Annotated in this window: 10 protein-coding genes; 7 read left to right on the forward strand and 3 right to left on the reverse strand. The window is 42.8% G+C overall.

Going from position 1 to position 14,397, the window contains the following annotated elements; translation table 11 throughout:
- The 5 genes from dnaA to ACR63N_RS00025 all read left to right on the forward strand — a co-directional run bounded on the left by dnaA (position 1) and on the right by ACR63N_RS00025 (position 8,851).
- On the forward strand, positions 1-1,482 hold the full coding sequence (gene dnaA / locus ACR63N_RS00005; protein WP_367104798.1) for a chromosomal replication initiator protein DnaA: 1,482 nt from the start codon (positions 1-3) through the stop codon (positions 1,480-1,482).
- Between the two features lie 163 nt (positions 1,483-1,645).
- On the forward strand, positions 1,646-2,821 hold the full coding sequence (dnaN, locus tag ACR63N_RS00010; protein ID WP_472782274.1) for a DNA polymerase III subunit beta: 1,176 nt from the start codon (positions 1,646-1,648) through the stop codon (positions 2,819-2,821).
- Positions 2,822-2,913: 92 nt separating this feature from the next.
- Positions 2,914-4,230 (forward strand): DNA replication/repair protein RecF, encoded by a 1,317-nt coding sequence (gene recF, locus ACR63N_RS00015; RefSeq protein WP_472782275.1) that lies wholly within the window; start codon positions 2,914-2,916, stop codon positions 4,228-4,230.
- Between the two features lie 397 nt (positions 4,231-4,627).
- Entirely contained in the window at positions 4,628-7,237 is a 2,610-nt protein-coding gene (gyrB, locus tag ACR63N_RS00020) for a DNA topoisomerase (ATP-hydrolyzing) subunit B (RefSeq protein ID WP_472782276.1), read from the forward strand.
- A gap of 138 nt (positions 7,238-7,375) precedes the next feature.
- Positions 7,376-8,851, forward strand: a complete 1,476-nt coding sequence (locus ACR63N_RS00025; RefSeq protein ID WP_367111131.1) for a DUF6880 family protein — start codon at positions 7,376-7,378, stop codon at positions 8,849-8,851.
- Positions 8,852-9,009: 158 nt separating this feature from the next.
- On the opposite strand, the gene rlmF is transcribed toward ACR63N_RS00025, so the two are convergent.
- The 3 genes from rlmF to ACR63N_RS00040 form a co-directional block, all read right to left on the reverse strand.
- Positions 9,010-10,074 (reverse strand): 23S rRNA (adenine(1618)-N(6))-methyltransferase RlmF, encoded by a 1,065-nt coding sequence (gene rlmF / locus ACR63N_RS00030; protein ID WP_367111132.1) that lies wholly within the window; start codon positions 10,072-10,074, stop codon positions 9,010-9,012.
- Between the two features lie 65 nt (positions 10,075-10,139).
- The gene (locus tag ACR63N_RS00035; RefSeq protein WP_472782277.1) at positions 10,140-10,805 is read right to left on the reverse strand and encodes a LysE family translocator; all 666 of its coding nucleotides are present in this window, start codon (positions 10,803-10,805) and stop codon (positions 10,140-10,142) included.
- 333 nt (positions 10,806-11,138) lie between these two features.
- Entirely contained in the window at positions 11,139-12,230 is a 1,092-nt protein-coding gene (locus tag ACR63N_RS00040; protein ID WP_472782278.1) for a fructosamine kinase family protein, read from the reverse strand.
- Between the two features lie 195 nt (positions 12,231-12,425).
- Between ACR63N_RS00040 and ACR63N_RS00045 the strand changes: the two genes are divergently transcribed.
- Positions 12,426-13,223 (forward strand): crotonase/enoyl-CoA hydratase family protein, encoded by a 798-nt coding sequence (locus ACR63N_RS00045; RefSeq protein ID WP_367104806.1) that lies wholly within the window; start codon positions 12,426-12,428, stop codon positions 13,221-13,223.
- A gap of 93 nt (positions 13,224-13,316) precedes the next feature.
- Positions 13,317-14,264: an AEC family transporter gene (locus ACR63N_RS00050; RefSeq protein ID WP_472782279.1), complete on the forward strand. Its 948-nt coding sequence runs from the start codon at positions 13,317-13,319 to the stop codon at positions 14,262-14,264.
- The last annotated feature ends 133 nt before the right edge of the window (positions 14,265-14,397 follow it).

Below are 14,397 nucleotides of genomic sequence, written 5' to 3' on the forward strand. Positions count from 1 at the left end.
ATGATAGACACAGCAACAGTTTGGGATAGATGTCTAAACGACTTACGTTATCACGTTAAAGATAACGTATTTACGATGTGGCTGCGACCACTATCAGCGCATCAAGAAGCGCAAACACTTATCATTCTTGCGCCCAATGATTATTTCGTGACCTATATCAGAAAAAACCATCTAGCCGATATTCACCAGCTGGTAACCAAACATAGCCAAGGCAGTATTGAAGAGGTTCTCGTCCGTGTTGATAATGCCAATCGTAGTACAACCAGCACCAGTGATAGCGGTTACCAAGAGTCAGGCTCATTATTTGTAGAAAATGAGCTTGTAGAAAATAAGCCCTCCCCTCCCCTCACAAACCCTGTGAATGATCGGGCTCAAAACCGTGTGCAAGATGATAATAACAAAGCAGATATCCTTACTGATAGACAGCATACAGCCCTTATTGACTCTACTGAAACTAAGTCTTTAAGTTATCTAAATCCTGATTTTACTTTTGAAACCTTCGTTACTGGTAAGTCAAATAACTTAGCTTATAAAGCTTGCTATGAGCTTGGCAAGCGTCAGTCAAAAAATCGTCACAATCCCTTGTTTATATACGGACATTCTGGATTGGGAAAAACCCATTTAATGCATTCTGTAGCGCATCGCTATTTAAGAAATAATCAAAGTTTTTATTATTTCACTTCTGAAAAATTTATTAATCAATTAGTTTATTCATTAAGAAATAATAAAATAGAAGATTTTAAAAAGAAAATAAAAAAAGTAGATTTATTAATTGTAGATGATATTCATGTATTAGCTGGAAAGACTAAAAGTAGTAATGAGTTTTTAACTTTGTTTGCTGATTTTACTAGTGGTGACAAACAGCTAATTTTAGCTTCAGATCGTCATCCCTCGCAGATGACAGAATTTGACGAGCGCTTTAGATCGCGTTTTTCTTGGGGCTTGACTGTGGCCATTGATCCTCCTGAGATCGATACACGCGTGCAGATTCTACAAAAAAAGGCAGCTTGGTATGGCATGACTTTACCTAAAGAATGCGCCCTATTTATCGCTCAAAATGTAGTCTCTAACGTTAGGCGTTTAGAAGGCGCTCTAAACCAAGTGTTTGCCAATGCTAATTTGACAGGGGCGCCAATTACCCTTGAGATGGTGCAATACGCGCTAAAAGATATTGTTGCTATGCGCGTGCAAGCGGTCAATATGGATAATATTCGTAAGGTGGTCGCCGAATACTACGATGTGACGGTAAAAGATATCATGGGGCGCAAACGGACGCGCAGTATCGCAAGGCCACGTCAAATAGCCATGGCTTTAGCGCGCGAGTTGACGGGTGATAGCTTTCCTGAGATTGGACAATCATTTGGTGGTCGTGATCATACAACAGTGATGCACGCTTGTGATAAAGTGGCTCAACTGCGCGCGGCAGATCCAGCTTTTGATAAGGATTATAAAACGTTGTCTTTGATGTTACAGGCTGCTTAATCTGCTTAGAGATAGCAGCTATTAGTAGCTTACTAGCAAGTGGTTTTAATCTGTAGATATGGTTTATAATGGTGAGAATTTAATCGTAAATTATCTATATTGACGATACGCCATCGCTAATAGTCTATTATAAAAATAATCATTTAAATAAGAGTAATTCAGTATGCAATTATCGATTAATCGAGAGTCACTATTAAAAGCCATTAATTTGATCGCTAAGGCCGCTGATAAACGCCATAATATGGTCATTTTAGGCAATATTAAGCTGCAGCTAACTGAGTCTGAATTGATCCTAACTGCATCCGACTTAGAAGTAGAGCTGACTTCAACTTTAAAGCTACCATCTGGTGCTTGTATTGAGGCGGGTGCAACGACTTTACCGGCAACAAAATTACGAGAAATTTGTAAATCACTCCCTGCCCAAGCGCAAATTGATCTGACAACTCAAGAAAATGAGCGTTGTCTGCTTACCAGTGGTAAAAGCCGCTTTACTTTAGGGACTTTGCCTAGCGAGGATTATCCAAGTTTAGGCAATCCTGAGAATATTACTCCGCTTACTATTGATCGTAGTCGTCTCATTGATCTGATCCATAAAACTCAGTTTGCCATGGCCATCCAAGATGTACGTTACTATCTGACGGGTATGCTGTTCGATGTCTCTCAGCGACAACTGACTACGGTGGCAACCGACGGTCATAGACTAGCATTGGCCCGTAGTGCCATCGATGTGGATGCAGAGATGAGTATGCAGGCTATTTTGCCGCGTAAGGCGGTAATTGAGCTGGAGCGTTTAACCACTGAGCTTGGTAAAATGCTAGGTGAGCAGGACAATAGGGTCACGCTAAGCTTTGGACGCGAGTTTTTACAAGTGAATCTGCCGTTTGGAGAGGTAGATAGTGCAGGGCAGGTCAATCAAAATCTGATGGTGACTTTTACCGCACGGCTTATCGATGGTAAGTTCCCTGATTATCGCCGTGTGATGCCAAGTAACACCGATAAATTAGCTCTGCTTAGCCAAGACAAGCTTACGGATGTGCTGCGCCGAGTGGCAATCTTAAGTAATGAAAAATCGCGCGGGGTAGTATTTAGTTTCGCTGATGACGGTATGATTGAGGTACGTGCCAACAATGCCGAGCAAGACGAAGCGGTTGAGATGCTACAGGCCAAATATCAAGGCGAACCTATGGAGCTGTCCTTTAATGCAGCTTACCTGCAAGACGTACTAAGCGTTATTCAAGGCGATGTACAAATGCATATGAGTCAATCAAATGCCTCCGTGCTAGTCAATCAGCTTAATGATGAGCTGCATCAGTATGTCATTATGCCTATGCGTATATAGCACATATAGATTGATGAAAAGTGAGCAGATCAAAGGTTTACAACATTCGCTGCTGCGATGACTAATAATATAAACGGGCTGTTATCAGTATTATGATTAAACGTCTGCAAGTCTCGCATTTGCGTAATCTTAGTGAAGCTGATTTACACACAGCTACTTGTAACGTCATTATCGGCGCTAATGGCAGTGGTAAAACCTCGCTATTAGAAGCGGTGTTTTTGTTATCGCGCGGTAAAAGCTTTCGGCATCATCAGCCCAAGCGCTATATACAACATCATCAGTCTGCAGCTACAGTTTACGCTAAGCTTAGCGACAAAAGCACACTGGCTATTCAAAAAGCGGTCGACGCCACTACCATCCTCCGTCTCAATCAAAATACGGTCTACAATCAAAGTATCCTAACAGAACAGCTGCCGACATTACTTATCGACCCCTCAACTATGGACATGTTAGAGCAAGGTAGTGCCAGCCGCCGACAACTTCTTGACTGGTTAGTGTTTCACATGAAACCTGGCTTTCATCCACAGTGGGTGGCGTACCAGCGCCTACTTAAGCAGCGTAATAGCCTGCTTAAACAAACTAATGCTTTAAATAAAAACCAGCTTGCAGAACTAAAAGCTTGGGATAAAGGGCTTGCTAGTCACGCTGCACTAATCAACCACTACCGTGAGCAAGTCTTTCATGCCTGGCAGCCTTATTTTGCTCAAACTAACACTCAGCTATTACCTGCTTATGCTGATCAGTTAAGCTTGAGCTACAACGCCGGTTATGATACTGATATTGCTCTAGATATACAGCTTAATGAACGTTTAGAGCAGGATATGCATTTGGGTTATACCCGTATTGGTAACCACCGAGCTGATGTCCATGTGCATTGGCGCTCTAGCTCTAAAGCTGTTCATACCAAAACTACAGAGGCTAGTGACAAGCCTGATACTCATCTAGACGCTGACAATCATCCAAATGCTGATACTGATGCTGAGCAAGATAAATTAACTGCCGATAAGACCTTACCTGTTTTAAAAGAGCAAGCTGCTAATGTCTTATCGCGTGGTGAGAAAAAGCTACTAATTACCGCTCTACGTCTATCACAGTTGCCCTTGCTACTTAACTATGAAATGCCTAGTAAACAAAAGAATGAGCAAACTTACGAGCAAAACGAAGCTGATATAACAACCAATAACGAGACCAAAATTGCACCAAAAGTTATACCAGTGGTGTTATTAGATGATATCACCGCAGAGTTAGATGGTAGAGCAATAGATATATTGCTATCGACATTATCTCAGCTACCTTGTCAAGTATTTATGACCAGCTTAACCGATGATATTGTTCCATTAGTGAATAAACTTTGGTCAAAACCTAAATTGTTTCATGTGAAACAAGGCGTTTTTTCTTTGCAATTTTGATAATAGTTTTTTGTCATACATAGTTTGATAAAAAGGTATAAATTGTCCAGTAAACAGTGACTTAGAGACAAAAAAATGTTAAAATAAGGCTTTATTTTTGCCCTATCTTCAGCAGTTTATCCTATCGTTTAATAATTTTTTATATCTAGTTCTAAATCGTTATATTATTAACAATATTTCGTTTTAATGGTCAGTTACTGATCTTGTACTTTTAGGTAAGAATCTAGATTATGATCAAACTAATACTGTAATTTAATATAGGTATGCTTATACGTATGTTGATTATGAATTTAAGATATTAACGTTAGTAAGTTGATTTTAAAACAAAGTTATAAGTTTACGCCACAGTGGCGCGCTTGTGATAAATGGCTGATTACGGCTAGATTGAGGAATGTACATGAGTGATTCATTACCTATCGACTATGAGCAATTAACATCAGGTAGCTTTGTCGAAGCCATTGATACTGATATCGCCCCTGAAGGGTTACCCTCTGATTATAGCTCCAAAGATATTCGCGTACTGCGCGGGCTTGAGGCTGTGCGTGTGCGTCCTGGTATGTACATCGGTGATACTGATGATGGCACAGGCCTGCACCATATGGTCTTTGAGGTGGTGGATAACTCTATCGATGAGGCGCTCGCTGGCCACTGCGATCAGATTGATATTATCATTCATGAAGATGAGTCGGTAAGCGTGAGCGATAACGGACGCGGCGTCCCTGTGGATATTCATCCAGAAGAGGGGGTGTCTGCGGCGCAAGTTATTATGACCGTCCTTCACGCGGGTGGTAAATTCGATGACAATAGCTATAAGGTCTCGGGCGGTTTGCATGGCGTAGGTGTCTCAGTTGTCAATGCGCTGTCCAAAAAGCTTGAGATGAATATCTGGCGCGAAGGTTATCATTATCAGCAAACTTATTCTGATGGTGTGCCAGACAGTGAAATCCAGCAAATGGAGGCCACCGATAAAACCGGTACGCAAATCCGTTTTTATCCGAGCAACGATGTATTTACGGGCACTATCTTTGAATATGATATTCTAGCTAAGCGTTTGCGTGAATTGTCATTCTTAAACTCAGGCGTACGTATTGTATTGACAGATGAGCGTATCGATAAGCGTCATGAGTTTGAACACAAAGGCGGTCTGTCAGAGTTTGTGAGCTACATTAATGCAGGTAAAGACGGTATCAATGATGTCTTTCATTTTACTAGCGAACAAGATGACGGTATTGCGGTAGAGGTTGCGCTGCAGTGGTCTGACACTTATAACGAGAAAGTATTATGCTTTACTAATAATATTCCGCAGCGTGATGGCGGGACACATTTATCAGGCTTTCGTTCAGCGCTGACTCGTGTTTTGAATAGCTATATGGATAGCGAGAACTTGTTCAAAAAAGAGAAAGTAGTGGCAACAGGCGATGATGCTCGAGAAGGTTTGACGGCGATTGTCTCAGTTAAAGTACCCGATCCTAAGTTCTCTAGCCAAACCAAAGATAAGCTGGTATCAAGTGAAGTCAGATCAGCTGTTGAATCAGCGATGCATGATCGATTTAATGATTATTTGCTTGAAAACCCAAGCGCGGGTAAAGCTATCGCTGGCAAGATTATCGATGCTGCGCGCGCACGTGATGCTGCGCGTAAAGCGCGGGAGATGACGCGCCGCAAAACTACTTTAGATATTGCTGGTCTGCCCGGTAAACTTGCTGACTGCCAAGAAAAAGACCCTGCTTTGTCTGAGCTGTACATTGTGGAGGGCGACTCTGCTGGTGGCTCTGCCAAGCAGGGTCGTAGCCGTAAGACGCAAGCGATTTTGCCGCTAAAAGGTAAAATTCTGAACGTTGAGCGCGCGCGTTTCGACAAGATGCTCTCATCAGCTGAGGTCGGTAACCTGATTACCGCGCTTGGCTGTGGTATCGGTCCTGATGAGTATAACCCTGATAAAGTACGCTATCATAAAATCATTATCATGACTGATGCCGACGTGGATGGTTCACACATTCGTACTTTGCTGCTGACCTTCTTTTTCCGCCAAACGCCGGAGCTGATCGAGCGCGGTTATATTTATATTGCGCAGCCGCCACTTTATAAGGTTAAAAAAGGCCGTCAAGAGTTATATCTAAAAGATGATGAAGCGCTAAAAGCTTATTTATTGTCATCAACTATTGATAATACTAAGCTGCATGTCAGCGCGGATGCTCCTGCAATCACTGGGCAAGCGCTTGAGACTTTATTGAACGATTATAACCAAACGCAATTGATCAAAGCGCGTTTGCAAATTCGTTTTCCAGCGACCTTGCTTGATGCGCTAACGCATACGCCAAAGCTTAGTACGGATATGACTTATGATAAGTCAGTGATGGAGGAGTGGGCAGGTAAGTTGCAAACTCAGCTGGAGCATTTTGGTAGTGAATTAAGTCCTGAGATTGAGCTGGTTAATATTCATGCTCCTGTCTCTGAATCTGACGATATAGATGCAGCAGCAGCTGATTTGCTAGGTATGACTCCTGAACCAGAAAGCCTAGCGGATAGCGAGATGCTATCCACTAAAGCGCAGTGGCTACCACGTGTCACTATTTATGTGCATCAATTGGCGCATCATTATTTGCTTGATGCTAGCTTTATCAATTCAGGAGAATACTCAAAGCTGCTGCGTCTATCTAGTGAATGGAATACTTTGTTAGAAGATAGCGCCTTTATTCGCCGTGAGGGTAGTAGTGCTGCTAATAAAGACATTCCGATTCGTGATTTTGATTATTTGTGGCAACAAATGATGCTTGATGCGCGCCGCGGCTTGTCTGTTCAGCGCTACAAGGGGCTGGGTGAGATGAATGCCGATCAGCTTTGGGATACGACGATGGACCCTGAGAATCGCCGCATGCTACGGGTGACTATTGAAGATGCCATTGCTGCGGATCATATGTTTACGTGTCTTATGGGTGATCATGTTGAGCCGCGCCGTATCTTTATTGAAGAGAATGCCCTGACAGTTTCTAATCTAGATATTTAAATTAAGCTTTTGATTCAAATATTGTATTTCAACTCATAATAAGTCAATAATTAAAGCCATCTTGCTAGCAAGATGGCTTTTTTGTTTCATGTGAAACCTTTTTACAAAACTAACAAGTACGCAGCTAGGAGTATAATAATGCTAGATGATGAACAAAAAAAAGGATTATCAAAACTACCTAAAACTGCCTTAGTTGATTTTATATCCGATGTCCAAGGTATGGACAAATTGTTAGACAAAAAGATCGAACGTTTGTTATTACAATCTGATAAACCCAAACTTGTTAAAAAGCTAACCTCTACATTAAAGGGATTAAGACGCCGCCGTAAAGTCTTGAATTATTGGGAATACAGCGATTTTGTCACTGAGCTGCATTATTTGGCTGATGACGTGATGAGTCTTCATCCTGAGCTGCCGAAGGCATGTTTAGACTTACTTGAGTTATTTATAGAGTCAACAGACTCTAGTTTAGAGCGCGTTGATGATACAAAAGGTGATATCAATGACTTATATAAAAGCTTAACTAAGTCTTGGTTACAAGTCGCCGCTACTTGCTACGCCCACCAAAAAAAGACGGTAGCTCTTGATGAACAAGACATCTTAAGCCAAGCTTGGAGTGATAAAGTAAAAGCGATGGCGACAGATAACGACTACGGCACCAAAGACAACCTACTGCATAACGTGGATCTATTGCTAGCGCCAGCTGAGATCCAAGCACTTATCGAAGATTATCGCTATGATTATGAAATTTTACTTACTGACGCCTTTAGCGATGATGAACCTCTAGCAGAATCTATTATTCTTCAGCCAATGAATGCCAATACTTTTGAGAAAAGACGTCTTGAGACTGCATTAATTGATTTGGCGTGGGCACTAAGTGATATAAAAATGTTTGAGGATATATACTTATACTTAAGCAGCCATAGAGCCTTTTCCCAATACGAGTTTGATAAGTTGATACGTTTTTTACTTAAGCATCAAGCCTTTGATGTGGCACTGCGCCATTTAAATGCGGACAGGATAGTAGAGGGCAGTTTAAATGAAGTGGCACGTTTAGACTGGTTCATTGAGATATACCGTCAGCAAAACAATAGCGCATTGCAGCTAGAAACATTAAATGCAGCTTTTGAGCTTGATCCTACACCTACGCGCTTCAAGCAAATCATGACTATGGCTAGTCCAGCTGAGCAGGCCAGTTTGCGTAAAAAAATCTATGAACTTGCCGAGCAGCAACAAGACATATTTACGGCTATAGAGCTATGGCTTGAGATAGAGGAGAGGGCGCGTGCTAATCAAGTCGCTATCACTCGTCAAGAAGAGTTCGATAATATACACTACACAGCGCTCACTCAGTGGCTCAAACGTCTTCCCGATGATACTAATCTCATTCGAGTCGTCGTTTACCGCAGCCTACTTAATGATATTTTAGAGAATGTTCGGACGCTAGCTTATGGACATGCAGCTAGATATTATAAGCATTTAGTTAAATTAGACGCTGTCATCAGTAGATCAGTTGATAGTTATAGTAGTCTTAATACTCATCAAGAGTATAGTATTGCGCTCAAAGAAAAGCATGGTAAAAAGTACGGCTTTTGGGAAAGACTGGAGCATTAATTATCTTTAGCTATAAAGACCTACTATTGATTACATTGTTGTTTCACGTGAAACTTAATTCTGAATTTTAGAAGATTACTAGTTTCACATGAAACATATTAACAGACACCAATCAATAGCATTGTTTCATCTAGAGTCTATCAGGATAAGCTACATAGTTATTCGGTTTCATCCATTGTAAAGCGCCAAGCCAATACTCGCGTGCTTTTCTGGCCTTGGCTCATCTCTATAATACGCATCTGCGCAACACCAAGCTCTTTTAATAATTGCTGCAATGGTTTCACATTTTCAGACTTTGATACCAAAGAAGTAAACCAGCCCACGTGCTCGGCAAAATCTCGGCTCTCCCTTATCATCTTGGTCAAAAAGGCGATCTCACCACCTTCAGACCATAATTCTTTATGTTGACCGCCAAAGTTTAGGTTTTGCGCCGCATTTCCCGATTTCGTTGAGCTACGGCTTACTTGTTCACTTGTATTTTTACCACGATGTCTTTGCAGGTTATGCTGTTTACGACTATTGGCCTCTACTGCCTCTTCAAGTGAGGCATGAAACGGTGGATTACAAACTACGATGTCAAAGTAGTCCTGACGACCGATAATATTTTTAAAAATATGCTTGGGCTCAGGTTGCAGCTTAACTTTAACCGCGCCTTTTAGCTTCGGATTAGCCTCACAAATCAGCGCCGCAGTATTAACGGAAACCGGATCAATATCGCTTGCCGTAAAACGCCAGCCATAGCTTCGACTACCAATAATAGGGTAAATAGCGCTGGCACCGGTGCCAATATCAAGGGCATGAATTTGCTTACCAGTCGGCGGGGTATTATCTTCATTAATATGAGTCGTTTGCGCGAGCAAATCAGCAACGTAGTGAATATAATCAGCGCGTCCGGGAATAGGCGGACACAAATAACCCTCTGGAATGTCCCAAAACTTGATACCGTAATACTGCAATAATAGCGCTTTATTGAGCGTACGTACGGCCTGATGATCAGAGAAATTGATCGTCGGCTCGCCTTTTGGATTGGTAATGGTGTAGTCGGCAAGTTCGGGTAGGGCGCGCGTTAATAGGTCAAAATCATAACGGCCTTGGTGCGGATTGCGCGGATGTAGCTGACCGAGTTTTTTGGCAGTAGCAGGCGATCTGTTTCTATGTTTGGTGCCAGGGTTGGTGTTGGGTTTACTGCTTGAAGGGGTGCTCTTGATGGGCTTGGTTGTCATAGTATGATGCTTTGATAGATGGATATAAGTCGTCAGTGTAGCAGATTTTGCGGCTAATCAACGGCTTATCGACTGCGGAAAATCAGGTTTAGGCCCAATACGATCATCGCTGTACCAAGCACGCGATCTATCCAGTGCTCAAAACGCTGAAAACGTCTAAGAATAGCAGGAATGGACAGTAGCATCACTACTGTGCTAAACCATGCCATCTGTAAGACCATCATCCATACACCATAAATGGAGAGCTGCCAAAGCGGAATGTCGGGTGAGAGCACTAAGGTAAATATGGCCACAAAATACACTGGCGCTTTAGGATTAAAGACATTGCAAAAGAAGCCGCGGCGCAGGGTAGCGAATGTAGATTCGGTAGAAGATGGCGTTTGCGACAACGAGTAAGCAGATTGATCTAGTGAATGGTTATCTACCAACTTTGTTGGCGCTTTCGACCTCGCTTGAATCCCTTGCCAACCGAGATAAATAAGATAAGCACCGCCCAACCATTTAATAGCGGTCAGTAGCGGCTGCGAATGCGCAATGACTGCCGCCAGCCCTAGTACCGAATAGATAATATGTACGGCAAGACCAAGGGTAATCCCCAAACTACAAATCAGTCCGGTACGCCGACCTTTTGTTAATGTTTCACGTGAAACTAAGACAAAGTCAGGGCCAGGGGAGGCAGCTGCGAGCAAATGCACGCTAGTGATCAGCAGAAATCCATGCCAAAATTCCATAAAACACTCTGATTATTATCGCAAATTAGATAATCTTGGCAGTTATTAAAAATGAGGTCAACTGTTATTATGGTATAGGCAATCCTAAATAAAATTAACACACTCTATACCACGTGCTGCTGGGATGAATTTTACTTGCGTGCTGTGTCTACGCTGACAGAGGCTGCGCAACTCATGCTAAAAAGCATCCCTGCAGCACTAAGCTTTAACACTTTTAAAGAGACTCAAATATACCTGTATTAGAAGCAGGCTGTAAATTTGACGTAGAATGTAATTAGCACAGCGCCACCATTTTATCTACACATTCAATAATGTCTTATACTTTAACGCTCTTTAACCTCCAAAGCGCTGCGCAATGCGCTGTACGGCACTCAAATAACCGCTGCCAAATAAATTCAGATGATTTAGGTAGTGATAAAGGTTATAGATATCTACCCGATCGCTAAATCCATTCTCCATTAGACCATACTCTAGATACGCATCATAAAACGCTGACGTAAAGCCGCCAAACATCTGTGTCATCGCCAGATCAGTCTCAGGATGACCGACATAAACGGCAGGATCTATCAAATAGCCAAGCGCTTTAGTACTGTTTCTATTGTTATTATTATCAGCCGCTTGACCGAGCATAGCGTTACCTGCCCACAAGTCACCATGCAGTAAGCTCGGTCTGGGTTGTTCTGCATCGTCTGTAAGCGGATAATTCGGCAAAAGCTGTTCTAGCTTATGCTGAATACGCTCGATCTGTTGTAGAGTTTGGCTGTCTATTCGCTGCCTATCAAAAGCCATTTGCAACTGTACGCCCAATCTTTGACTGGCAAAAAATTCATGCCAGTCCGCCGTCCAGCTATTACGCTGAGGACTACTACCAATAAAATTATCATCAAACCAGCCGGCGTACCACTGTGAGGGTTGGTTGTTATCAAGTTTATCAGAGTTATCAGACTGATTAGTTTTAGGCTGTGGCGCTATGGCCTGATGCAAAGTTGCCAGCTGCAGGGCTAAATCCTGCCAGCCTTCAGTCATGCTGGTAGCTGAACCTTTATAAGAGTGAATCACCGATAATAATAAAAAACTACGGGCGCGCTCATTATCAACCCCAAACGCTAAAGGCTGGCAAGTACGTGCTCCTGTTGCATATATAGCCGCTAACCCTGCGACTTCAGCCTCGAGCACTGGCGCTTTCTCAATAGTGTTTTGCTTTAGAAAAATCTGCTGGCTTATATGTTTTTTTCGCTCTGAATTGCCTATAGTCAGTAAGCTTGCCTCATTAATATCACCACCAGAAACAGGCTGCCAATCTATGTCATCTAAAGAGTCAATAGAGCTATCACTTAATGAGTTTACCGTCTCAAGCAAGCTATCAAAACATGGAGTAGTACTATCATAAGTATCGTAGAAGTTCGTAGAAGTTGAATTAACCATCGTCAATATACCTTACATGCTAGAAGTGAATTTTATTAAAATTATATTTGTTATTAATGCAGCCAGCTTGCGTGCTGTGCTTTTCGTCTTGTGTTATAGGGTAAGGATGTCTATATTAAAAGTCAGTAGTACTCACTTAAAAGAACTTAAATCACACAATTTTAGCGTAACAAAAAATCTAAAAAGGACAAACTCATGACCACTCAAAACAAGACCAACAACCGCATCACTTTTGAAACCGACGACTACATCTGCCTTATCGGTCTCAATCGCGCCGACAAACGCAATGCCTTTGACAGCCATATGATCAAACAACTCTCCGAAGCGCTGACTCGCTACGAAAACGACGATAATCTGCGTTGTGCACTTATCTTTGCCCATGGTGAGCATTTCACCGCTGGTCTTGATTTAATGGAGCTACAAGATAAATGGGATAAGGGCGCGTTTGAATTTGATAATGATGAGATCGATCCCTGGGGCATTGGCGGCAAACTGCGCACTAAACCTGTGGTAGTGGCGATACAAGGCACTTGCTTTACCGCGGGTATTGAGCTGATGCTCAACAGCGACGTGGTTATCGCCAGCAGCAATTGCAATTTTGCCCAGATGGAGGTGCAGCGCGGTATCATGCCGTTTGGTGGGGCGACGGTCAGATTTGTCGCAGCAGCTGGCTGGCAAAAAGCCATGCCGTATCTACTCACAGGCAAACCTTTTGACGCACAAACGGCAGATAGGCTAAATCTAGTTAGCGAAGTCGTCGCCAATGGTGAAGAATACGAGCGCGCGCTAACTCTGGCCCAAGAGATTTGTCAAGCGGCACCGCTTGGGGTACAAGGCCTGCTGTCCTCAGCGCAAGATGCTAGCCGTAGTGGTCCTGCTGCTGCATTAGCTAATATTCACAGTTATCTGCCGCATTTATTTCATTCAGAAGACGCTCGCGAAGGCGCGATGGCGATGGTCGAGAGAAGGGATGCTGAGTTTAAAGGTCGCTAAAAAAGGCGTTAGCGTTTGATTTTATATTTATCCGCAGATTGATTGATTATAATCGCTTGATTATACCCATGCCTACAAGGGGCAATCACACCTATGTTAGACATCATTAACATCACCGCCCCTATCTTTATCATCATCGCGCTTGGCTATTTATGTGTGCGCATTAGAGCTATCGATCCTAAGCACGCCAAAGGCATGGGTAGTTTGGTATTAAATATTGCGCTGCCAGCACTCATGTTTAATGCCATTGCAGACATGCCTTTTCAACAGGTCATATTGCCGCATTATCTGTTTACCTACGCTTTAGGCTCGGTTATGGCTTTTATGATCGGTGTCGTATTGACCAAAATGATCTGGCGACAAGACAACGTCTCAGCGGCGCTCAACTCTACTGCGCTCTCGTTCTCTAATAGCGCTTTTATTGGCTATGCGGTGGTCTCTATGGTCATAGGCACTGATAAGGCTGCCAGTTATTTATCTATGGGCGTCCTCATCGAAAACCTGATCATCCTGCCGATGCTGTTTATCATGGCTGATATAAATCCCACTTCAAATAAGTCTCTAGCCAGCGTGCTGCTCGGTATTGGCAAAAATTTCACTCGTAACCCGCTTATCATCGCCTTAGTAGTCAGCGTGATCTTCTCTATCTTTAGTCTGCCTATACCGCAAGTGGTCGCCCAAACCGCGCAAATACTTACTGGCGCGGCGGCTCCGGTGGCACTGTTCGTCATCGGTATGAGCCTATATGGGCTGGAGCTAAAAGGCGATTTGCCGAAAATCACTACGGTCGGCTTGGGTAAGCTGATACTGCATCCGCTGATGATTTTGCTCGCTATTACTCTCATCCCGGGCGGTACGCTAGAGGATAAATATGTGGCTATGCTGTTTGCCTCAGCGCCGGTGTTCTCGACCATCGCTATCATCGGTCAGCATTACGGCTTGGTTGATCGCATGTCGGCTATCGTCATCGTCTCTACCATTGGCTCGTTCTTTAGTATGAGTGCGGTGTTGATTTATTGGCAGATGACGGTTGGGTTTTAGAGTCTAGGACTTGATAGCGGTACTGAGAGGAGAGAACTGAATTTAAGGTGTTGAATCTTTATACTTACAGCAGTAACTAAGTATTATTTAAAAAGTTTAAAGCTATAAGGTATAGAGCTAATCCCAAATGAAC

It is taken from the genome of Psychrobacter sp. M4 (genome assembly GCF_055699795.1).

Coding starts and splice junctions, on each gene's coding strand:
- dnaA (WP_367104798.1), top strand. CDS start 1: ATGATAGACACAGCAACAGTTTGGGATAGATGTCTAAACGACTTACGT.
- dnaN (WP_472782274.1), top strand. CDS start 1,646: ATGCAATTATCGATTAATCGAGAGTCACTATTAAAAGCCATTAATTTG.
- recF (WP_472782275.1), top strand. CDS start 2,914: ATGATTAAACGTCTGCAAGTCTCGCATTTGCGTAATCTTAGTGAAGCT.
- gyrB (WP_472782276.1), top strand. CDS start 4,628: ATGAGTGATTCATTACCTATCGACTATGAGCAATTAACATCAGGTAGC.
- ACR63N_RS00025 (WP_367111131.1), top strand. CDS start 7,376: ATGCTAGATGATGAACAAAAAAAAGGATTATCAAAACTACCTAAAACT.
- rlmF (WP_367111132.1), bottom strand. CDS start 10,074: ATGACAACCAAGCCCATCAAGAGCACCCCTTCAAGCAGTAAACCCAAC.
- ACR63N_RS00035 (WP_472782277.1), bottom strand. CDS start 10,805: ATGGAATTTTGGCATGGATTTCTGCTGATCACTAGCGTGCATTTGCTC.
- ACR63N_RS00040 (WP_472782278.1), bottom strand. CDS start 12,230: ATGGTTAATTCAACTTCTACGAACTTCTACGATACTTATGATAGTACT.
- ACR63N_RS00045 (WP_367104806.1), top strand. CDS start 12,426: ATGACCACTCAAAACAAGACCAACAACCGCATCACTTTTGAAACCGAC.
- ACR63N_RS00050 (WP_472782279.1), top strand. CDS start 13,317: ATGTTAGACATCATTAACATCACCGCCCCTATCTTTATCATCATCGCG.